This is a genomic window from Paracoccus sp. Arc7-R13 (assembly GCF_004010775.1).
GTDB lineage: Bacteria > Pseudomonadota > Alphaproteobacteria > Rhodobacterales > Rhodobacteraceae > Paracoccus > Paracoccus marcusii.
In genome coordinates, this window is record NZ_CP034810.1 from 1,182,090 (window position 1) to 1,202,570 (window position 20,481).

The window sequence follows — 20,481 nt, forward strand, 5'->3', positions numbered from 1 at the left end:
CGCCATCCAGAAAACCCCGGCCCGGCGCCGGGGTTTTTTCATGGCCCGCGTTCACGAAATCGCGGCTTGAAGCCCGGCCCCCCGCTGGCCTAGCCTCTCGCTGGTCCAGACCGGAGAGACGACATGCGCCACGCCGCCCGCCTTGCCACGCTGCTTCTTGGGATCGCCGTGGTCCCAGCCTGGGCGCAGGACGCGGCCGGCGATCCGACGGTCATCAAGACGCATGGCATCGCCACCTTTGGCGAGCCCGCACTGCCCGCGGACTTTCCGCATCTGCCCTACGTGAACCCGGACGCGCCCAAGGGCGGCGAGATGTCCCAGCACGGCATCGGCACCTTTGACAGCTACAATCCCTACACGTTCCGGGGGCGGGCCACGGCGCCGTCGGTGATGATGCTGGAACCGCTGATGGAGTCGGTCCTGGACGATCCGTATTCGATGTACTGCCTGCTGTGCGAGACGGTCGAATATCCCGAAAGCCGCGACTGGATCATCTTCAACCTGCGCCCCGAAGCGCGTTTCAGCGACGGCAGCTCGCTGACGGCAGACGACGTCCTGTTCACGTTCGAACTGCTGCGCGACAAGGGCTTTCCGTCCTACAGCGAGGCGCTGAAGACACGCGTCGCCAGTGCCACGGTGCTGGACACGCACCGCATCCGGTTCGATTTCATGCCCGACATCGAACGCCGCGACGTGCTTGGGCTGATGGGCAACCAGTCGATCTTCTCGCGCGCCGAGTTCGAAGCGACTGGCCGCGACATCCAGCAGACCAGCACCACGCCGTTCCTGGGGTCCGGCCCCTATGTCTTCGACAGCGCGGATTTCGGGCGGTCGATCACGATGCGGCGCAACCCGGACTATTGGGGCAAGGACCTGCCCATAAACAAGGGCCGGCACAATTTCGACACCCTGCGCTTCGAGTATTTCGGCGATTTCGACGCGGCCTTCGAGGCGTTCAAGGCCGGCATCTATACCTTCCGGGTCGAGCCGTCCGAACAGCTGTGGTCGACCGGCTATGACTTTCCGGCGGTGGCGGCGGGCGCCGTCATCAAGGAGGAGATCCCCGACGGCGTGATCGCATCGGGCGATGCCTGGGTCTTCAACCTGCGGCGCGACAAGTTCAAGGACATCCGCGTGCGCGAGGCGATCGGGCTGATGTTCAACTTCGAATGGTCGAACCAGGCGCTGTTCTATGGCATGAACACCCGGCTGGACAGCTTCTGGGACAACAGCGACCTGCAGGCCGAAGGCCCGCCCACGCCTGAGGAGCTGGCGCTGCTGGAACCCGTCGCGGCCGATCTGCCGCCGGGCATCCTGACCGATGATCCGGTCTCGGCCCCGGTCAGCGGCGAACGCCAGCTGGACCGCGGCAATGCGCGCCGGGCGGCGGCGCTGCTGGACGAGGCGGGCTGGACGACCGGCACGGACGGCATGCGCCGCAACGCCGCAGGCCAGACGCTGCGGGTCGAGTTCCTGGACTTCAACCAGAGCTATGACCGCATCGTGAACCCCTATGTCGAGAACCTGCGTGCGATCGGCGTGGACGCGGTCCTGTCGCGGGTCGATCCGTCGGAACTGACCACCCGCACCCGCAGCCATGATTTCGACATCGTGCGCGACAGCCTGGGCAACGGTTACGGCATCGGCGGCGGCACCGCACAGGCCTTTGGGTCCGAGCACAGCGACGACGTGTTCAACCCGATGGGCCTGGCCAACCCCGCCATCGACCGCCTGATCGAGATCGGCAGCGCCGCCACGACGGACGCCGAGAACCGCGTCGCCATCCGCGCGCTGGACCGGGCGCTGCGCAGCCTGCGCTTCTGGATCCCGCAATGGTACAAGCCGGTGACCACGGTCGCCTATTGGGACGTCTATGACCGGCCCGAGACCCTGCCCGCCCTTGGGTTGGGGGTCACGGACTTCTGGTGGTACGACCAGACCCGCGCGGACGAGCTGCGGGCGGCGGGCCAGCTGCGCTGAGACGGCGATGCGCTTGATTTCCCGGCGCGGATTGCCGACAAGCCCAGATAACGACAAGGCCCCGCCAAGGGGCACGGACCCAACGGGGAAGGGCATGCGCTGATGGGCGCCTACATCTTGCGGCGACTGCTGCTGATCATCCCGACCCTGATCGGGATCATGGTGGTGAACTTTACCCTGACGCAGTTCGTCCCCGGCGGCCCGATCGAACAGATCGCGGCCCAGGTCCGGGGCGAGGGCGACGTGCTGGGCAACCTGGCCGGCGCCACGGCCGACAGCGCCGAACAGCTGGGCGGCGATGCGGGATACGAGGGCGCGCGCGGCCTGCCCCCCGAATTCATCGCCCAGCTTGAAAAGGAGTTCGGCTTCGACAAGCCCCCGGTCGAGCGGTTCTTCTCCATGATGTGGAACTACATCCGCTTCGATTTCGGGACCAGCTGGTTCCGGTCGATCAGCGTGATGGACTTGGTCGTCGAGAAGATGCCGGTCTCGATCACGCTGGGGCTGTGGTCGACGCTGATCGCCTATGTCGTCTCGATCCCGCTGGGCATCCGCAAGGCGGTGCGCGACGGATCGCGCTTCGACACCTGGACGTCGGGCGTGATCATCATGGCCTATGCGATCCCGGCCTTCCTGTTCGCGGTCATCCTGATGGTGCTGTTCGCGGGCGGCAGCTATTGGCAGATCTTTCCGCTGCGCGGCCTGACATCGGACAATTTCGCGGACCTGTCGGTCTGGGGCAAGGTCAAGGACTATGCCTGGCACGCGGCCCTGCCGGTGATCGCGGCCACGATCAGCAGTTTCGCGACGCTGACGCTGCTGACCAAGAACAGCTTCCTGGACGAGATCAACAAGCAGTACGTGATGACCGCGCGGGCCAAGGGGCTGACCGAACGCCGCGTCCTGTACGGCCACGTCTTCCGCAACGCGATGCTGATCGTGATCGCGGGGTTTCCGGCGATGTTCCTGGGCGTGTTCTTCGGATCAAGCATCCTGATCGAGACGATCTTCTCGCTGGACGGGCTGGGGCGCCTGGGCTTCGAGGCGGCGGTGCAGCGCGACTATCCGGTGATTTTCGGCACGCTCTACGTCTTCGGCCTGATGAGCCTGGTGGTCGGCATCCTGTCGGACCTGATGTACGTCTTTGTCGATCCGCGCATCGACTTTGAGAAGAGGGCGGGCTGATGGCGATGTCGGAACTGAACCGCCGCCGCTGGCGCACCTTCCGCCGGAACGGACGCGCCTTCTGGTCGCTGGTGATCTTTGCAGTCCTGTTCGTGACCGCGATGTTCGCCGAGATCGTGGCCAACGACAAACCCATCGTCGTCCGCTATCAGGGCGAACTGTACTGGCCCGCCTACAACTTCTATCCCGAGACCGCGTTCGGCGGCGATTTCGGGACCGAGGCGATCTATCGCGACGAGGCGGTGCAATGCCTGATCGTGTCGGGCGGCCGCGAGGAATGCTGGGACGAGCCGGAGGGCTTCATGGCGGCGGTGCGGTCGGGTTCGACCGATGTGCCCAAGGCCGAACAGGGCTGGATGATCTGGCCGCCGATCCCCTATCACTACCGCACCATCAACAACGTGGGCACCGCGCCCTCCGCGCCCGACGGCAACCACCTGCTGGGCACGGACGACACCGCGCGGGACGTGCTGGCGCGGGTGATCTACGGGTTCCGCACCTCGATCCTGTTCACGCTGATCGTGACGGTGGTGGCCTCGACCATCGGCATCACGGCGGGCGCGATCCAGGGCTATTTCGGCGGCCGCACCGACCTGGTGTTCCAGCGCGTGCTGGAGATCTGGGCTTCGACACCCAGCCTTTACGTCATCATCATCCTGTTCGCGATCCTGGGGCGCAGCTTCTGGCTTCTGGTCTTCGTCACCATCCTGTTCGGCTGGCCCGCGCTGGTGGGGGTCGTGCGGGCGGAATTCCTGCGGGCGCGGAACTTTGAATATGTCCGCGCGGCGCGCGCCCTGGGCGTCAGCGACCGCAAGATCATGTTCCGCCACATCCTGCCCAACGCGATGGTCGCCACGCTGACGATGATGCCCTTTGTCGTCACCGGCACGATCAGCGGCCTGGCCGCGCTGGACTATCTTGGCTATGGCCTGCCCGCCGGATCGGCATCTTTGGGAGAGATGGCGTTGCAGGCGAAACAGAACCTGCAGGCGCCCTGGCTGGCCTTCACGTCCTTCTTCACCTTCGCGATCATGCTGTCGCTTCTGGTGTTCATCTTCGAGGGCATCCGCGACGCCTTCGACCCCAGAAAGACCTTCCGATGAGCGATCAGCCCGTCCGCCCCGCCCCCGGCGCCCCCGCGGCCGTGGCCGAGAGCCATGGCGGCTCGATGCCCGGCGCGTCGCAGGCGCGTCCCGTGCCCGCCCCGTCCAGCGATGCCGTGCTGGCGGTCAGCGACCTGCGCATCGGGTTCCGGTCCGAAGGCGTCCTGACCGCGGCCGTCAAGGGCGTCAGCTTTCACATCGACCGTGGTGAGACCGTGGCCCTGGTGGGCGAATCCGGTTCGGGCAAGTCGATCACGGCGCTGTCCACCGTGCAGCTGCTGGGCGCCTCGGCCGAGGTCCAGGGGTCGGTGAAATACGCGGGCCGCGAGATGGTCGGCGCATCGGACCGCACCCTGCGCGACATCCGCGGCAACGACATCAGCTTCATCTTCCAAGAGCCGATGACCTCGCTGAACCCGCTGCACACGCTGGAAAAGCAGCTGTCGGAAAGCCTGGCGCTGCACCAGGGGCTGTCGGGCGCCAAGGCGCGGGCGCGGATCATCGAACTGCTGACCCGCGTCGGCATCCGCGACCCGGAAACCCGCCTGGCCGACTATCCGCACCAGCTGTCGGGCGGTCAGCGTCAGCGCGTGATGATCGCGATGGCCCTGGCCAACGGTCCCGACCTGCTGATCGCGGATGAACCCACCACGGCGCTGGACGTGACCATCCAGGCCCAGATCCTGGCCCTGCTGGCCGAGCTGAAGGCCGACGAGGGCCTGTCGATGCTGTTCATCAGCCACGATCTGGGCATCGTGCGCCGCATCGCCGACCGCGTCTGCGTGATGAAGGACGGAGAGATCGTCGAACAGGGCGCGGTCGAGGACATCTTTGCCCGGCCCCAGCACCCCTATACCCGCAAGCTGCTGGCCGCCGAGCCGACCGGGCAGGCCGATCCCATCGCCCCCGATGCGCCGGTCCTGGTCGAGACGCGCGACCTGAAGGTCTGGTTTCCCATCAAGCGCGGCCTGCTGCGCCGCGTGACGGGGCACGTCAAGGCGGTGAACGGCGCGACCCTGTCGCTGCGCGCGGGAGAGACCCTGGGCATCGTCGGCGAATCGGGATCGGGCAAGACCACGCTGGCCCTGGGCATCATGCGCCTGATCGAAAGCGACGGCCCGATTCTGTATCTGGGCCAGGATATCCAGGCCTGGACCAGCGGCCAGCTGCGCCGCCTGCGCCGCGACATGCAGATCGTGTTCCAGGACCCCTATGGCAGCCTGTCGCCCCGCATGACGATCGAACAGATCATCACCGAGGGCCTGGGCGTGCACGGGGTCGAACCCGGCCGGGACCGCCGCCAGCTGGTCACCGAGATCATGACCGAGGTCGGGCTGAACCCCCAGATGATGCACCGCTATCCGCACGAATTCAGCGGCGGTCAGCGTCAGCGCATCGCCATCGCCCGCGCGATGATCCTGCGCCCCAAGGTCGTCGTCCTGGACGAGCCGACCAGCGCGCTGGACATGACCGTGCAGGTGCAGATCGTGGATCTGCTGCGCGACCTGCAGCGGAAATACGGGCTGGCCTACCTGTTCATCAGCCATGATCTGCGCGTGGTGCGCGCGATGGCGCATCACATCATGGTCATGCGCGCCGGAGAGGTCGTCGAACATGGCAGCGTCGCGCAGATCTTTGACGCGCCCCGGCAGGATTACACCCGCGCCCTGCTGCGCGCGGCCTTTCCGATCCAAGAATGAAGATCCTGTTCGTCCACCAGAACTTTCCGGGCCAGTTTCCGCATCTGGCCCCGGCCCTGGCCGCGCGCGGCCACCAGGTCCTGGCCCTGACGGATGAGAACAACCAGCGGCCCAGCCCGATCCGGACCCTGCGCTACAAGGCGCCGGCGGCGGTGCAGACCGACAGCGCCCTGGGCCGGACCTATGCGGACCATGCGGAACGCGGCCTGCTGGCGGCGCGGGGGGCGCGTGCGCTGCGCGACCGGCACGGGTTTCACCCCGACATCGTCATCGGCCATCCGGGCTGGGGAGAGACGCTGTTCCTGAAGGAGATCTGGCCCCACGCGCGCCTGCTGGTCTATGCCGAGCTGATGTACCGCACCCGCGGCCACGACGTGGGCTTCGACCCCGAGATCAGCCCCGACCGGGACGAGGTGCGCTTCATGACCGTCGCGCGGTCGGCGCATCTGGTCCAGGCGATGGTGCAGGCCGATGCGGCCATCGCGCCCACCCGTTATCAGGCCGACAGCTTTCCGCCCGAGCTGCGCGGCAAGATCACCGTCATCCATGACGGCATCGACACCGCCCGCGTGGCCCCCGATCCCGCGGCCCGCCTGACCCTTCCGGGCGGCACGATCCTGCGCGCGGGGGACGAGGTGCTGTCCTTCGTGTCCCGTTCTCTGGAGCCTTACCGCGGGTTTCACGTGCTGATGCGGGCATTGCCCGACGTGCTGGCGGCGCGCCCCGACGCGCAGGTGGTCCTGGTCGGCGCCGAGGGCACCAGCTATGGCGCCAAGCCGCGCGATGCGAAAAGCTGGAAGGACAAGCTGCTGGCGGAGGTCGGCGCCCGGCTGGACCTGTCGCGGGTGCATTTCCTGGGCCGCGTGCCCTATGGCGACTATCTGTCGCTGATGCAGGTCGCGCGGGTGCATTGCTATCTGACCTATCCGTTCGTGCTGTCCTGGTCGCTGACCGAGGCGATGGCGGCCGGGGGGTATGTCGTGGCGTCCGATACCGAACCGGTGCGCGAGCTGATCACCGACGGGGTGAACGGGCGGTTGGTGCCGTTCTTTGACGGGTCGGCCCTGTCGGCGGCCCTGATCCGCGGATTGGCGGGCGATCCGCAGGCGGCGGCGATCCGCAAGGCGGCGCGGGCCACGATCCTGGGGGGCTATGATCTGGCGTCGCAATCGCTGCCGCGCCAGATTGCCTGGGTGGAAAGCCAGGGCGCGATGCGATAGACCCTTGGCCACGCTTGCCAAAAGGGCCGCATCATGACGCAGATCAGGCTGACCAACACCCGCACCCGCCGCAAGGAGGAGTTCGTCCCCATCGACCCGGCCAACGTGCGTCTGTATCTGTGTGGACCCACCGTCTATGACCGCGCCCATCTGGGCAATGCCCGGCCGGTCCTGGTGTTCGACCTGCTGGTGCGGCTGCTGCGGCATGAATACGGCGACCGTGCGGTCACGTATGTGCGCAACTTCACCGATGTCGACGACAAGATCAACGCCGAGGCGCAGCGCCGCCGTGCGGCCGGGTCCGACCTGTCCCTGGCGGCGCTGATCGCCGAGCGGACCGAGGAGACGATCGGCTGGTATCACGCCGACATGGACGCGCTTGGCGCGGCTCGTCCGGACCACGAGCCGCGGGCGACCGCCTATGTCGGCCAGATGATCGCGATGACCGCCGAGCTGATCGCCAAGGGCCATGCCTATGAGGCCGAGGGGCATGTGCTGTTCGACGTGCGGTCCTTTCCCGACTACGGCACGCTGTCGGGCCGTTCGGTCGACGACATGATCGCGGGCGCGCGGGTCGAGGTGGCGCCCTTCAAGCGCGACCCGATGGATTTCGTGCTGTGGAAGCCGTCCTCGGACGATCTGCCGGGCTGGGACAGCCCCTGGGGCCGGGGGCGTCCGGGTTGGCACATCGAATGCTCGGCCATGTCGGCGGCGCTCTTGGGGCCGCATTTCGACATCCACGGCGGCGGCATCGACCTGCAGTTCCCGCACCACGAGAACGAGATCGCACAGAGTTGCTGCGCCCATCCCGGCGCGGGTTTCGCCAATGTCTGGCTGCACAACGAGATGCTGCAGGTCGAAGGCAAGAAGATGTCCAAGTCCCTGGGCAACTTCTTCACCGTGCGCGACCTGCTGGACCGGGGCGTGCCCGGCGAGGTGATCCGCTTCGTGATGATGTCCACGCATTACCGCAAGCCGATGGATTGGACCGAGGCCAAGGCGCAGGAGGCCGAAGCTGTGCTTCGGCGGTGGCATGGGCTTGTTGCGGGCATCGAACCCGCAACAAGCCCGGCACCCGCGCTGATCGAGGCGCTTGCCGATGACCTGAACGCTGCGGGTGCCATCGCGGTGTTGCACGACCTGGCGGGTCGGGGGGACGCGGAGACGCTGCTGGCATCGGCCCGGATGCTGGGCCTGCTGCTGCCGGGTGTGGGCGAGTGGGCCCAGGCCGATGCCGGTGCGGCGGGCCAGATCGAGGCGTTGCTGGCGGCGCGACTGGCGGCGCGCCAAGCCCGTGATTTCGCCCGTGCGGATGCGATCCGCGACGGGTTCGCGGCAGCGGGCGTCGAGGTCAAGGACACGGCCAAGGGGCCCGAATGGTCGCTGGCCGCGGGGTTCGATCCGGCACGACTGGCCGATCTGGCGCGGACCCACGGCACATGACCCTGGAGGCCTGCACCGAGGCGCTGCGCCAGCATGACCCCGACCGGTTCGGTGCGGTGCTGGTGGCCGAGGCGGCGGACCGTCCGGCGCTGGTCACGCTCTATGCGCTGAACCTGGAGATCGCCCGCGCGCCGTTCCAGTCGGCCGAGCCGATGCTGGCCGAGATGCGGCTGCAATGGTGGATCGACCGGCTGGACGAGATGGGGCAGGGCACCGCGCCCCCGCTGCACGACGTGCTGACGCCCCTGTGGGAGGCCTGGGGGACCGACGCGGGCGCCCTGTCGCCCATGGCCGAGGCCCGGCGCAGGGATTGCGAACGCCAGCCCTTTGACGGGCCGCAGGCGGTGCTGGCCTATGTCGACGCGACGGCGGGCGCGCTGATGTGGACCGCCGCGCGCCGCTGCGGCGCGCCCGAAGGCACGCGAGAGATCGTGGCCCATCAGGCCCGCGGTGCCGGTCTGGCCGCGTGGCTGCGCGCGCTGCCGCAATTGCAGGCAGTCCGGCTGGGGCTGGAACCGGCCCGCCCCGAGGACGCGCGGGCCTTGGCAGAACAGGCGCGCGACGGGCTGCGCATGGCCGCACGGATGCACCGCAAGCTGCCGCGCCGGGCGGCGGCGGCGCTGTATCCCGGCCCCCGCGTGCCGCGCCTGCTGTCCGAGATCATGGCCGGGCGCACCGATCCGTTCGAGGCCACCACCGCGATCACGCCGTTTCAGCGGCGCGCATCGCTGGCCCGGCTGGCGCTGACCGGGCATTGGTGGCGCTAGGCGGGCTAGAAACCTCTTTTCCTCGCGCGCGGCCTGTGACAGCAATTGCGAAAGGCCCGGCGGGGCGGACGGAAGGGGATCGCCATGGCAAAGGCCAAGTTCGACGACCAGGCACGGGCCGGGCTGTCGCTGATCGCGCCGCCGTTCCTGTATGCGCTGGTGATCCTGGCGGCGCCGCTGCTGACCATCCTGGCCTACAGCTTCCTGACCGACGGCTATCTTGAGATCATCCGCGACTTCACCCTGGACAATTATACCCAGGTGCTGACCGACCCGATCGTGCGGACGGTGATGCTGCGGTCGCTGGTCGTGGCGGCCATCGTGACGCTGGCGACCGTGGTGATGGCCTTTCCGGTCGCCTATTACGTCAGCTTCTGCGTGCGGCCCGAAAAGAAGGCCATGTGGCTGTTCCTGATCACGATCCCCTTCTGGACCAGCTATCTGATCCGGGTGTTCCTGTGGAAGGTGATCCTGGGGTACAACGGCGTCATCAACTCGTCCCTGACGGGGCTTGGCATCATCGACGAGCCGCTGACCTTCATCCTCTACAACACCAACGCGATCGTGCTGACGCTGGCCCATGCCTACGCGCCCTTCGCGATCCTGCCGATCTTCGTCGCGCTGGAGAAGATCGACCGATCCCTGCTGGAGGCCGGGCGCGATCTGGGCGAAAGCCGGCTGATGACCTTCTGGCGGGTGACGCTGCCCCTGGCGATGCCGGGCGTCATCGCGGCGGTGCTGATCGTCTTCATCCCGACCATCGGCGACTATGTCACGCCCGAGGTCATCGGCGGCGGCAAGATCCCGATGATCGCCAACCTGATCCAGGTCCAGATGCTGGCGCTGGACAACCGGCCCCTGGGATCGGCGCTGGCGGTGACGGCCATGGCCATCGTGGCGGTGGTCAGCCTGGTCTTCCTGTTCCTCAACCGCCGCTTCCTCAAGGTGCGCCAATGAACCGCCAGGGACGCGGCCTGCAGGCCTATGCAATCTTCTATCTGCTGTTCCTGTATGCGCCGATCATCCTGCTGCCGATGTTCGCGTTCAACTCGGGCACGATCATCGCCTTTCCGCTGCAGGGGGTGACGACCGACTGGTTCCGGCAGATGTGGGGCGACGCGACGCTGCGCCGGGCGCTGACCAATTCGCTGACCGTGGCGGTGGCCTCGTCCATCCTGGCCACCTGCTTTGGCATCTTCGCGGCGCGCGCCTCGACCCGCTTCGTGTTTCCGGGCAAGGGCGGGATGATGGGGTTCATCATGCTGCCCATGGTGCTGCCGGAAATCATCGTGGCCATGTCGCTGCTGGTCGTGCTGCTGGGCATGGGGGTGCAGCTGTCGCTGATGACGGTCATCGCGGGGCACACGCTGATCTGTATGCCCTATGCCATCGCCGTGCTGACCACCGCCTTCTCGTCGCTGGACCGCAGCCTGGAGGAGGCGGCCTATGACCTGGGCGAAAGCAAGTGGGGCGCGTTCCGTCTGGTCACGCTGCCCTTGGTCATGCCGGGCATCATCAGCGCGCTGCTGATCAGCTTCACCATCAGCTTGGACGAGTTCATCCTGGCCTTCTTCCTGGCGGGGAACGAACCGACGCTGCCCACCTACATCTTCAGCCAGCTACGCTTTCCGCGCGCGATCCCCGTCATCATGGCGTTGGGCACGGTGCTGGTGATCCTGTCGATCGTCCTTCTGGCGATCGGCGAATATTTCCGCCGCCGGGGCAATGCCCGCATCGGCGGCAAGCCCACCGGAGGGTTGATGTGATCGAAGCCAAGCCAATGATCGAATGTCAGCGCGTCCACAAGTATTACGGCGACTATCACGCGCTGCGCGGGATCGACCTGACCATCCGGGCCGGAGAGTTCTTCTCCCTGCTGGGCCCGTCGGGCTGCGGCAAGACCACGCTTCTGCGCACCATCGCGGGCTTCGAAGACATCAGCGACGGCGCCATCCTGATCGGCGGCAAGCGCATGGAGGAGGTTCCCGCGAACAAGCGGCCCACCAACATGGTGTTCCAGTCCTATGCCATCTTCCCGCATCTGACCGTCGCCGAGAACGTGGCCTTCGGCCTGCGCCGCGATCCGCGCAGCAAGGCTGAAAAGGCCGCCGCGGTCGAGGAGGCGCTGGCCATGGTCGGCCTCAAGGGATACGGCGCGCGATCCGCGCATGCCCTGTCGGGCGGCCAGCGGCAGCGGGTGGCACTGGCCCGCGCGCTGATCCTCAAGCCCAAGGTGCTGCTTCTGGACGAGCCCCTGTCGGCCCTGGACCGCAAGATGCGCGAGCAGATGCAGGTCGAGCTGATCAAGCTGCAGCGTCAGGTCGGCATCACCTTCGTCCTGGTCACCCATGACCAGGAGGAGGCGCTGGTCATGTCCGACCGCATCGCCGTGATGTTCGAGGGCGAGATCGCGCAGCTGGACGGCCCCGAGGCCCTCTATGCCCGCCCGGCCACGCGGCGGGTCGCGGATTTCATCGGGGTGATGAACTTTCTGCCCGCGACGATCCTGTCCGAGGCGGGCGGCACGGTCACCGTCGATGTCGCGGGCCTGGGTACGGTCGAGCTGCCCGAACGCCAGGTCAGCCGCGCCAATCCCGACGATGCCGGCGCCGTGATCGGTTTCCGCCCCGAGACGATGACCCTGGTCGGTCCGGGCGCGACCCACACGCAGCCACGCGAGACCAACGCCACCATCGACGAGGTCGTCTATTACGGCGACATGACCTATTACGACCTGCGCCTGGACGGCGTGGCGCGGGGCGACGGCAAGTCGCGCACGGTCCGCATCTCGATGCGCAACGTCTTTGGCCGCGACGTGCAGGAGGTCGGGACGCGGACCCGGTTGGCTTGGTCGCCCGGATCGTTGGTGCTGTTCCGCTGACGCGAAGGGGGGCCTGCTCCGCTAGCGCGGCGTCAGCCTGACCCAGATGCCGTCGCGCGCCCGGATCGTCAGCCGGGCGATGGGCATCGGCTGGCGGTCGGTCACCTCCAGCCGCCACCGCGCGGTGATTGCGGCCAGCATCACCACCCCCTCGATCATCGCCAGCCCCGCGCCGGGGCAGGCGCGCGGCCCGGCCGAGAACGGCAGGAACGCCGCGCGGGCGCTGGACTTGCCCTCCGGCGTGTCCCAACGGGCGGGGTCGAAATCATCCGGCCGGTCCCACAGCCGGTTGTGCCGGTGCAGATGCCACGGAGAGATGACCAGCTGCGCCCCGCGCGGCACGGGCCGCTCGCGGAACATCTCGGGGGCGGTGGCCTCGCGCACGAACATCGCGACGGCAGGATACAGGCGCAGCGCCTCGCGGAACACGGCACGCGTGGCGCGCAACCCGCCGACGCTGGCGAAGTCGTCCAGGGTCGCGGCCTCTGCGGCCACGCGGTCCTGCCAATCAGGATGAGCCGCCAGCAGCCACAGGGCCCAAGCCAGGACCGAGGCGCTGGTCTCATGCCCGGCGAGGAACATGACCGCGACCTGGTCGATCATCTCGGCCTCCGAAAACGGCGTGCCGGTCTCGGGGTCTGGGGTGGTCATGATCCGCGTGGCCAGATCGTCGGGCGCGGTTCCCGCCGCGATGGCCCGGCGACGTTCGCGCACCAGATCGCCGATCAGCCCGCGAATGCGCGCGGCGGTGGCGCGGGTGCGGCGCGAATGGGGCCGCGGCATCCAGGCGGGCAGGGGCAGCAGGGCGGCCAGGTTCACCAAGGGTTGAGCGGCCTGATGGTCGCGGAACGCCTCGAACACGTCGGACGCAATGCGGTGTTCGACGGGCATCGAGAACAGCGTGCGAAAGATCACGTCGGCGGCGGCATGGGCGGCCTGCGGCTCGATGTCCTGTACTCCCGCGGTCAGCCGCTGGCTGGCCGCGCGCGCGGCGGCCAGCACGGCGGGAAAGCTGTCGCGCAGGCGGCCGCCGTCAAACGCCGGGTCGATGATGCGCCGCTGGCGCGCCCAGTCCGCGCCGTTCGCGATGAAGACGCCGTTGCCCAACAGCGGCGCCAGACCCTCGCGCATGCGGTTCGATTTCGGGAAATCGCCCGGCCGATCCTGCAGGATCAGCCGGATCAGCGCCGGGTCGTTGCAGAAGAAGCTGTGGATCACCGGACTGCGGAATTCCGCCATCCACGCGCCGTACAGGCGTTCCGGCAGCGCACCCAGCAGGTCGCGCCTGAACCCGCGGATCAGCCCGCGCAGCGTCCCGCCCCCCTGTGCGCCTTGGGGGCGGGGCGTCACCGCGCGCCCACGGGCCGGGTGATCCGCCCCGGGGACGGCTTGCGCCCGGCGAACCGCTGCGCCAGCGTCCGCGGCCCGGCGGTGATCGCGAAATAGTCGTAATCGCCCGGCCGATCAAAGGCGCACAGATACTGGAAATGCAGCTTGAACCATCGGTTCTTCAACGCGGCCTGCCGGTCCGGCGACAGCGTGTGCGTGAACGCCGCCGAAATCACCAGCGGCCAGCGCTGGTCCGGGCCGCCCTGTCCGCAGACCGCAACCGGATCGCACAGCGCGAAACAGCAGGCGTCGCCCGGTGCCGTCACGTCCAGCCAGAACAACCCGTCGCTGCGCGCAAGCCAGCCCAGGTCGTCGCGCAGCCGCCCGGCATCGGGCAGGAACGCCGCCATCGGCACGACGTGCCCAAGCGTCAGCAGCGACAGGGCCGGGCCGGGGTCGGCACGTTCGCGCAGCAGATCGGCCATCAGCGACACGGCCAGATAGGCGCCCGACGAATGGCCGACGACCAGCACCTCGTCCGGTCCGTCGTCCAGGATCGCCATCAGGCGGGCGCGGAACTGGGCCAGCCGGTCCTCCAGCGCGGGGGGATAGGCGCCGCGATGCCGCGCGGTGAAGGCGTAATCGTGCATCAGGTAATAGGCGAACAGCCGGTGATCCAGCCGCCGCCCCAGAACCAGCACGCCCCAGGCCACCGCCAGCCCCACGGGCAGGCCCTGCCAACCGCCGACGGCCGACGCCGCCAGCCCCCCAGCCAGCAAAGCCAGCGCCAGCTGTGCCAGCAGCACCGCGATGGGATAAAGCGCCGCGATGACCGGCCCGCGCCGCAGACACATCAGCCGCGACAGGGTGCCCGTCGCGATATAGGTCCAGGACGTCCGCGCCAGCTGTGCGAACGTCCCCGCGATGCCTTGCCGCATCGAGGCCTGCACGATGTCGGACCACAGCGCGACCTCGATCACGGTGATGGTGTCGCGACCCTCGACCCGGCCGTGGACGGTCCAGGCAAAGCCCTGCGCCTGCGCCTTGGTGATGCGCAGCCGGTGGCCCGAAATCCGCGCCTGATCCGCGGCCTCGCGCCGATACAGCTCGCGATAGCGGCGCGGCGGGATGGGGTCGAAACCCGGCAGGTACAGGACGTGGCGGCGGAACGGTGCGGTCATGGGGGCCCTTGACTGTCCGGCACCACCTTAGGTGGAAATGCCGCCGCGGCAAGACCCGGTCAGCCGCGCCAGCGCGCCTCGTGCGCCTCGATCGCGGCGATGCGGCGGGCGGCGGGGGGGTGGGACAGGAACCATGCGGGGGCGCCTGCGCCGCCGCTGCCGGTCAGGCGGTCCAGCTTGCGGAACAGCGATTTCTGCGGGGCGGTGCCAAGGCCCGCCTTGATCATCAGGGCGCTGGCGAAACGGTCGGCCTCGAACTCGTCCTGGCGCGACAGGCGGGCGGCGACGGCGGTCGCGATCAGGTTGGCGATCCAGGCGCCGATGCCCGGCAGGATGCGCCCCAGAACCCCGGCCAGCGCCATGCGGATCGCGTTCTGGCCTGCGAAATCGATCATCCGGCGGCGCGAATGGCCCAGGCTGACATGGCCCAGTTCGTGCGCGATGACGCTGGCCAGTTCCTCGGGCGTGACCTCTTCGGCGTCCAGCTTGCGCAGGAAGCCGCGGGTCAGGAAGATGCGCCCGTCGGGGGCGGCAAGGCCGTTCACCGGCTCGATCTCATAGACATGGGCGCGGATCGGAGGCAGGTCCATCGCGCGGCCAAGCCGGTCCAGCATGGGCGTCAGGCGCGGATGGGTCAGGGGCGTGGCCTTCTGGTTCAGCTCCTGGCGCAGACGCCATGCGGAAAAGAACCACATCGCGACCAGGTACAGCGCCAGCAGGATGAAGGGCAGGTAACGCATCATGGCCCTTATATGGCGGCGCCCGACCGCCGATGCCAGAGCCTGCGCCCCGCCCAGATTGCCGCAGCCAGCACCGCGGCCGCCGCAAGTGCCTTGAGCGCCGCGGCCTCGTCCCCGCGAAAGCCGCGCCCGGCCAGATGCCCCGCGCCCAGATGCAGCGTGGCCCAGATCGCCTCTCCGGGGACCGAGGCGGCCATGAACCGCGCCAGCGACACCCCCGCGGCCCCGGCGACGTAATTGGTGGCCGGACCAAGCGGCGTGACCAGCCAGCGCGACAGGAACACCGCTCCCGCGCCGCGCCGGGCGATCAGCGCCTGCGCCCGCGCCAGGATCGCCCCCCGCCTGCCGCGCATCAGCCACGGCCGCATCCGGCGCGCCAGCAGGAATGCCGCCGCGTCGCCCGCGCTGGCCCCCAGCACCGCGCCTGCGCCGATCAGCCCCAGGTTCAGGTGCCCGGTCCCCGTCAGCGCGCCCGCCGCCACCAGCACCGCCGAGGTCGGCACCGGGACCATCATGCAGGACAGGAACGCCATCGCCCCCACCAGCGACGGCCCCCAGACCGGCAGCAGGGCCGTCAGCTGGGCGATCATCCCAGCACCCGCATGGCGCGCGTCAGCCCGTCCAGCGTCAGGGGCAGCATCCGGTCGGGAAAGACCTGCTGCACCATGCCGATGGATTGGGTGTATCCCCAATGCGCCTCGGGGACGGGGTTCAGCCAGACATGGTCGGGCCAGGCCCCGGCAAGGCGCTGCAGCCAGACCTGCCCGGATTCGGGATTCCAGTGTTCGTTGGCCCCGCCCGGCACCGCGATCTCGTAGGGCGACATCGATGCGTCGCCCACCACGATGCATTTGTAGTCGCGGCCATAGCGGTGCAGCACGTCCCAGGTGGGCGTCTGCGCGTCCCACCGGCGGCGGTTGTCGGTCCAGACGCCTTCGTACAGGCAGTTGTGGAAATAGAAATGCTGCATATGCTTGAATTCAGCGCGGGCGGCGCTGAACAGCTCGTCCACGACGCGGATATGGTCGTCCATGCTGCCGCCCACGTCCAGGAACAGCAGCACCTTGACCGCGTTGCGCCGTTCGGGCCGCGTCTGCACGTCGATATAGCCGTGGTCGGCGGTGGCGCGGATCGTGCCGGGCACGTCCAGCTCGTCCGCGGCGCCGTGGCGGGCCCATTGGCGCAACCGCTTCAGCGCGACCTTGATGTTGCGGGTGCCCAGTTCGGCGGTGTCGTCGAAGTCGCGGTACTCGCGCTTGTCCCAGACCTTGACGGCGCGGCGGTGGCGGCTGCCGTCCTGGCCGATGCGCACGCCTTCGGGGTTGTAGCCATAGGCACCGAAGGGCGAGGTGCCCGCGGTGCCGACCCACTTGTTGCCGCCCTGATGGCGCCCCTGCTGTTCGGCCAGCCGCTTGCGCAGCGTATCCATCAGCGCCTGCAGGCTGCCCAGGCCCTGGACCTGCGCCTTTTCGTCGTCCGACAGCAGCTTTTCGGCCAGCTTCTCCAGCCACCCTTCGGGCAGGGCGCGGGGGTCCAGCAGGTCGCCGACATCGACCTGCTCAAGCCCCGAGAACGTGTCCGAGAACGCGCGGTCGAAGCGGTCGATATGGCGTTCGTCCTTGACCAGCACCAGCCGGGCCAAGCCGTGGAACCCCTCGACCGTCATGCCGTCCAGGCCGGCGCCCATGCCCTCCATCAGATCCAGCCATTCCCGCAGCGAGACGGGAACCCCGTGCCTGCGCAGATTGTCCAGAAAGGGCAGGAACATCAGCTCATCCGATGAACGATGATCGTGGCGACAACGCCGATCATGGCCAGGCCAAGCGCGAATGCCACCGCATACTGGATGCGGTCGGCGCGGGTGCCGCCCAGCTGGCCGGCGCGGCGCCAGCCCAGGATGGCACCGATGATGACGGCTGCAATGACGATCATGACGGTCCTTCCCGTGGCACCCAAGGCCCCCAGCAGATACCGTGCCCGGCCCCCGCCCGCAACCGCGACCGCTTGTCCCCGCGCGGCCGTGCCACTAGCGTCGCCACCGGGACGGAGGATCGGCATGCAGGATTTCGGGGATTACGACTATATCATCGTGGGCGCGGGCTCGGGCGGGTGCGTGCTGGCGAACCGGCTGTCGGCCGATCCCGCGAACCGGGTCCTGCTGCTGGAGGCGGGGGGGCATGACAACCGCTTCTGGGTGCATGTGCCGGTGGGCTATCTCTATGCGATGGGCAACCCGACGCTGGACTGGTGCTATCAGACAGAACCGGAACCCGGTCTGAACGGGCGGCGCCTGAACTATCCGCGCGGGCGCGTTCTGGGCGGGTGTTCGTCAATCAACGGCATGATCTACATGCGCGGGCAGGCGGCCGATTACGACCGCTGGCGGCAGATGGGCAATGCGGGCTGGTCCTGGTCCGACGTGCTGCCGCATTTCCGCGCGACGGAGCGCCATTACGAACCGGCCTGCGACATCCACGGCGATCAGGGCGAATTGCGGGTCGAACAGCAGCGGCTGCGCTGGCCGATCCTGGACGCGGTGGCCCAGGCCGCGCAGGAGCTGGGCCTGCCCGCCAACCCCGACTTCAACCGGGGCGACAACCTGGGCGTCGGCTATTTTCCGGTCACGCAGCGCAAGGGCATCCGCTGGAACGCAAGGAAGGCCTTCCTGAACCCCGCCCGCGGCCGCCCCAACCTGCGGATCGAGACGGATGCCCAGGTCCTGCGCCTGCAGATGGACGGCCGTCGCGTCACGGGCGTCCTGTTCGACCAGCACGGCCAGCGCCGGCTGGCGCGCGCGCGGGGCGAGGTGATCCTGGCCGCGGGCGCGATCAATTCGCCCGCGCTGCTGGAACTGTCGGGCATCGGACAGCCGGATCGCCTGGCGGCCCTGGGCATCGCGCCAGTCCATGCCCTGCCGGGGGTGGGCGAGAACCTGCAGGATCACCTGCAGCTGCGCACCGTGTTCCGCATCCGCGGCGCGCGGACGCTGAACGACCGGGCGCGAACGATCTGGGGCAAGGCCGGCATCGCGCTGGAATACGCGTTGCGTCGGACGGGGCCGATGGCGATGGCGCCCAGCCAGCTGGGGATATTCGCGAAATCGTCCGATGCGTTCGACACGCCCAACATCGAATATCACGTGCAGCCGTTGTCCCTGGGCAAGTTCGGCGACCCGCTGGACGATTTTTCGGGGCTGACGGTGTCGGTCTGCAATCTGCGGCCCGAAAGCACGGGGTCCGTGCACATCACCGCGCCCGATCCCCGGACGGCCCCCGCCATCGCGCCGCGCTATCTGACGACCGAGGGCGACCGACAGGTGGCCATCGACAGCCTGCGCCATGCGCGCCGCCTGATGGCGACCGCCCGCATGGCCGAATTCGCGCCCGAGGAGCACAAGCCGGGCGCGCATCTACAAAGCGACGCCGATCTGGCGCAGGCGGCGGGAGAGGTCGGCACGACCATCTTCCACCCGGTCGGCACGACGCGCATGGGGTCGGACCCGATGGCCGTGGTCGATGCGCAGCTGCGCGTGCACGGGCTGTCGGGCCTGCGCATCGCCGATGCCGGGGTGATGCCCGCGATCGTGTCGGGCAACACCCATGCACCGGTCACGATGATCGCGGACAAGGCGGCGGGGATGATCCTGGCGCGTTAGGTTAGCATTTCGCGGAACGCGTGCCAGCTGGCCTTGGGGGTCCGCACCATCGTGTCATAGTCCACATGGACCAGGCCGAAGCGCGGGCCGTATCCCCAGCCCCATTCGTAATTGTCCAGCAGCGACCAGTAGAAGAACCCGCGCACGTCCACGCCCTGATCCATCGCCGCCTTGGTCGCGCGCAGGTGATCGCCGATGAACCGGATGCGGGCCTGATCGTCGGTCGGCACCTCGGAGGCCATGCCGTTCTCGGTGACATACAGCGGCAGGTTGCCGGTGTGGTCGCGCGCCAGGCGGGTCAGGAATTCGGTCAGGCCCTCGGGGCGGATCTCCCAGTCCATCTGGGTCTTGGGCAGGGGGCCCGGCACCTCGGAGGCGTGGGGCCACAGCCCGTCGTTCCGGGTGTACAGGCGCCGGGTGTAGTAGTTGACCCCCAGCCAGTCCAGCGGCTGCGCGATCAGGTCCATGTCATCCTGCCAGCGGTCGGGCAGATGCGGACCGATCCCGGCCAGCGCGGCGTCCGGGTATCCCTGGCCCATCAGCGCGCGGATGAACCACTGGTTATAGATCGCGTCCTGCGTCTCTGCCGCCTGTTCCGCCTCGGCGGAGTTGTCGGCGGGGTGGCTGGTCTCGAAGTTCAGCACGATGCCCAGGTTCGTGGCGCCATCGGCGCGCAGCGCCTGCATCGCGGTGCCATGGGCCAGCAGGACGTGGTGCATGGCGCGGCTGGCGGCGCGGATGTCACGCAGGCCGGGGGCGTGGTGGCCGAGGAAATGCGACAGCCAGGCGATGCACCACGGCTCGTTCAGGGTGGCGGCCGATGCCACGCGGTCGCCGATGCGGGCGTTGATCGTGGTGCACAGGTCCGCGAAACGCTGCGCGATGTCGCGGTTCTGCCAGCCGCCCTGCGACGACAGCGCCGCGGGCAGATCCCAGTGGTGATAGGTCAGAAAGGGCTTCAGGCCGCGTTCCAGCATGCCGTCGACCAGCTTGTCGTAGAAATCCAGACCATCGGGGTTCACCGTCACCCCGTCCGGCATCACCCGCGCCCAGGAGGTCGAAAAGCGATAGCCGTCAAAGCCTGCGTCGCGGATCAGGTCCAGGTCCTGCGGCCACAGCCGCAGGTGATCGCAGGCGCGGCTGCCGTCGCTGTCATCCATGATGTTGCCGGGCGTGGCGGCAAAGGTGTCCCAATGCGACGGGCCCGCGCCGGCCGTGCCCTCGATCTGATAGGCCGAGGTGGCGGCGCCGAAGGTGAAACCTGCGGGAAAGTCGGTGCGGGGCGGCAGCATGGGTG

The 20,481-nt window shown here is 68.5% G+C and carries 18 protein-coding genes; 11 read left to right on the forward strand and 7 right to left on the reverse strand.

Annotation, left to right across the window (positions count from 1 at the left end):
* Positions 1–123: 123 nt before the first annotated feature.
* The 10 genes from EOJ32_RS05940 (at position 124) to EOJ32_RS05985 (ending at position 12,279) form a co-directional block, all read left to right on the forward strand.
* Positions 124–1,980, forward strand: a complete 1,857-nt coding sequence (locus tag EOJ32_RS05940) for an extracellular solute-binding protein (RefSeq protein WP_127897981.1) — start codon at positions 124–126, stop codon at positions 1,978–1,980.
* Between the two features lie 102 nt (positions 1,981–2,082).
* Entirely contained in the window at positions 2,083–3,165 is a 1,083-nt protein-coding gene (locus EOJ32_RS05945; protein ID WP_127897982.1) for a microcin C ABC transporter permease YejB, read from the forward strand.
* Positions 3,165–4,268, forward strand: a complete 1,104-nt coding sequence (locus tag EOJ32_RS05950) for an ABC transporter permease (protein WP_127897983.1) — start codon at positions 3,165–3,167, stop codon at positions 4,266–4,268. The genes EOJ32_RS05945 and EOJ32_RS05950 overlap by 1 nt, the downstream gene beginning before the upstream one ends.
* A gap of 65 nt (positions 4,269–4,333) precedes the next feature.
* Positions 4,334–5,968 (forward strand): ABC transporter ATP-binding protein, encoded by a 1,635-nt coding sequence (locus EOJ32_RS05955; protein WP_127899307.1) that lies wholly within the window; start codon positions 4,334–4,336, stop codon positions 5,966–5,968.
* Positions 5,965–7,188 carry a glycosyltransferase gene (locus tag EOJ32_RS05960; protein ID WP_127897984.1) on the forward strand — a complete coding sequence of 408 codons (1,224 nt, stop codon included), beginning with the start codon at positions 5,965–5,967 and terminating at the stop codon, positions 7,186–7,188. Before EOJ32_RS05955 ends, EOJ32_RS05960 begins: the two co-directional genes overlap by 4 nt.
* Positions 7,189–7,221: 33 nt before the next feature.
* On the forward strand, positions 7,222–8,631 hold the full coding sequence (gene cysS, locus EOJ32_RS05965) for a cysteine--tRNA ligase (RefSeq protein WP_127897985.1): 1,410 nt from the start codon (positions 7,222–7,224) through the stop codon (positions 8,629–8,631).
* Positions 8,628–9,398 (forward strand): squalene/phytoene synthase family protein, encoded by a 771-nt coding sequence (locus EOJ32_RS05970; protein ID WP_127897986.1) that lies wholly within the window; start codon positions 8,628–8,630, stop codon positions 9,396–9,398. Before cysS ends, EOJ32_RS05970 begins: the two co-directional genes overlap by 4 nt.
* A gap of 84 nt (positions 9,399–9,482) precedes the next feature.
* Positions 9,483–10,355, forward strand: coding sequence for an ABC transporter permease (locus tag EOJ32_RS05975; protein WP_046000153.1), 873 nt, complete (start codon positions 9,483–9,485; stop codon positions 10,353–10,355).
* Positions 10,352–11,164: an ABC transporter permease gene (locus EOJ32_RS05980; protein WP_127897987.1), complete on the forward strand. Its 813-nt coding sequence runs from the start codon at positions 10,352–10,354 to the stop codon at positions 11,162–11,164. The genes EOJ32_RS05975 and EOJ32_RS05980 overlap by 4 nt, the downstream gene beginning before the upstream one ends.
* A 14-nt stretch (positions 11,165–11,178) precedes the next feature.
* The gene (locus EOJ32_RS05985) at positions 11,179–12,279 is read left to right on the forward strand and encodes an ABC transporter ATP-binding protein (protein ID WP_127899308.1); all 1,101 of its coding nucleotides are present in this window, start codon (positions 11,179–11,181) and stop codon (positions 12,277–12,279) included.
* 21 nt (positions 12,280–12,300) lie between these two features.
* Here the strand turns inward: EOJ32_RS05985 and EOJ32_RS05990 are convergent, their stop codons facing one another.
* Genes EOJ32_RS05990 through EOJ32_RS20060 form a run of 6 tightly spaced genes read right to left on the reverse strand, consistent with a single transcriptional unit; the run spans position 12,301 to position 17,461 of the window.
* On the reverse strand, positions 12,301–13,629 hold the full coding sequence (locus EOJ32_RS05990) for a cytochrome P450 (protein ID WP_240542508.1): 1,329 nt from the start codon (positions 13,627–13,629) through the stop codon (positions 12,301–12,303).
* The gene (locus EOJ32_RS05995) at positions 13,626–14,789 is read right to left on the reverse strand and encodes a hypothetical protein (protein WP_127897988.1); all 1,164 of its coding nucleotides are present in this window, start codon (positions 14,787–14,789) and stop codon (positions 13,626–13,628) included. Before EOJ32_RS05995 ends, EOJ32_RS05990 begins: the two co-directional genes overlap by 4 nt.
* A 59-nt stretch (positions 14,790–14,848) precedes the next feature.
* Positions 14,849–15,532 carry a M48 family metallopeptidase gene (locus EOJ32_RS06000; protein ID WP_045981511.1) on the reverse strand — a complete coding sequence of 228 codons (684 nt, stop codon included), beginning with the start codon at positions 15,530–15,532 and terminating at the stop codon, positions 14,849–14,851.
* A 5-nt stretch (positions 15,533–15,537) separates the two neighbouring features.
* The gene (locus EOJ32_RS06005; protein WP_127897989.1) at positions 15,538–16,119 is read right to left on the reverse strand and encodes a DedA family protein; all 582 of its coding nucleotides are present in this window, start codon (positions 16,117–16,119) and stop codon (positions 15,538–15,540) included.
* Positions 16,116–17,297, reverse strand: a complete 1,182-nt coding sequence (locus EOJ32_RS06010) for a VWA domain-containing protein (RefSeq protein WP_127897990.1) — start codon at positions 17,295–17,297, stop codon at positions 16,116–16,118. Before EOJ32_RS06010 ends, EOJ32_RS06005 begins: the two co-directional genes overlap by 4 nt.
* Positions 17,297–17,461 carry a hypothetical protein gene (locus EOJ32_RS20060; protein ID WP_164871398.1) on the reverse strand — a complete coding sequence of 55 codons (165 nt, stop codon included), beginning with the start codon at positions 17,459–17,461 and terminating at the stop codon, positions 17,297–17,299. The genes EOJ32_RS06010 and EOJ32_RS20060 overlap by 1 nt, the downstream gene beginning before the upstream one ends.
* 124 nt (positions 17,462–17,585) lie before the next feature.
* Between EOJ32_RS20060 and EOJ32_RS06015 the strand changes: the two genes are divergently transcribed.
* Positions 17,586–19,184 (forward strand): GMC family oxidoreductase, encoded by a 1,599-nt coding sequence (locus EOJ32_RS06015; RefSeq protein ID WP_045981514.1) that lies wholly within the window; start codon positions 17,586–17,588, stop codon positions 19,182–19,184.
* Here the strand turns inward: EOJ32_RS06015 and EOJ32_RS06020 are convergent.
* Positions 19,181–20,476: a GH1 family beta-glucosidase gene (locus tag EOJ32_RS06020; protein ID WP_127897991.1), complete on the reverse strand. Its 1,296-nt coding sequence runs from the start codon at positions 20,474–20,476 to the stop codon at positions 19,181–19,183. The two genes, EOJ32_RS06015 and EOJ32_RS06020, sit on opposite strands and share 4 nt — an antisense overlap.
* Positions 20,477–20,481: the final 5 nt, after the last annotated feature.

What these genes read in the sequence shown, in the direction of transcription:
- EOJ32_RS05940 (WP_127897981.1), top strand. Translation starts at nt 124, where the DNA reads ATGCGCCACGCCGCCCGCCTTGCCACGCTGCTTCTTGGGATCGCCGTG.
- EOJ32_RS05945 (WP_127897982.1), top strand. Translation starts at nt 2,083, where the DNA reads ATGGGCGCCTACATCTTGCGGCGACTGCTGCTGATCATCCCGACCCTG.
- EOJ32_RS05950 (WP_127897983.1), top strand. Translation starts at nt 3,165, where the DNA reads ATGGCGATGTCGGAACTGAACCGCCGCCGCTGGCGCACCTTCCGCCGG.
- EOJ32_RS05955 (WP_127899307.1), top strand. Translation starts at nt 4,334, where the DNA reads ATGCCCGGCGCGTCGCAGGCGCGTCCCGTGCCCGCCCCGTCCAGCGAT.
- EOJ32_RS05960 (WP_127897984.1), top strand. Translation starts at nt 5,965, where the DNA reads ATGAAGATCCTGTTCGTCCACCAGAACTTTCCGGGCCAGTTTCCGCAT.
- cysS (WP_127897985.1), top strand. Translation starts at nt 7,222, where the DNA reads ATGACGCAGATCAGGCTGACCAACACCCGCACCCGCCGCAAGGAGGAG.
- EOJ32_RS05970 (WP_127897986.1), top strand. Translation starts at nt 8,628, where the DNA reads ATGACCCTGGAGGCCTGCACCGAGGCGCTGCGCCAGCATGACCCCGAC.
- EOJ32_RS05975 (WP_046000153.1), top strand. Translation starts at nt 9,483, where the DNA reads ATGGCAAAGGCCAAGTTCGACGACCAGGCACGGGCCGGGCTGTCGCTG.
- EOJ32_RS05980 (WP_127897987.1), top strand. Translation starts at nt 10,352, where the DNA reads ATGAACCGCCAGGGACGCGGCCTGCAGGCCTATGCAATCTTCTATCTG.
- EOJ32_RS05985 (WP_127899308.1), top strand. Translation starts at nt 11,179, where the DNA reads ATGATCGAATGTCAGCGCGTCCACAAGTATTACGGCGACTATCACGCG.
- EOJ32_RS05995 (WP_127897988.1), bottom strand. Translation starts at nt 14,789, where the DNA reads ATGACCGCACCGTTCCGCCGCCACGTCCTGTACCTGCCGGGTTTCGAC.
- EOJ32_RS06000 (WP_045981511.1), bottom strand. Translation starts at nt 15,532, where the DNA reads ATGATGCGTTACCTGCCCTTCATCCTGCTGGCGCTGTACCTGGTCGCG.
- EOJ32_RS06005 (WP_127897989.1), bottom strand. Translation starts at nt 16,119, where the DNA reads ATGATCGCCCAGCTGACGGCCCTGCTGCCGGTCTGGGGGCCGTCGCTG.
- EOJ32_RS06010 (WP_127897990.1), bottom strand. Translation starts at nt 17,297, where the DNA reads ATGTTCCTGCCCTTTCTGGACAATCTGCGCAGGCACGGGGTTCCCGTC.
- EOJ32_RS20060 (WP_164871398.1), bottom strand. Translation starts at nt 17,461, where the DNA reads ATGATCGTCATTGCAGCCGTCATCATCGGTGCCATCCTGGGCTGGCGC.
- EOJ32_RS06015 (WP_045981514.1), top strand. Translation starts at nt 17,586, where the DNA reads ATGCAGGATTTCGGGGATTACGACTATATCATCGTGGGCGCGGGCTCG.
- EOJ32_RS06020 (WP_127897991.1), bottom strand. Translation starts at nt 20,476, where the DNA reads ATGCTGCCGCCCCGCACCGACTTTCCCGCAGGTTTCACCTTCGGCGCC.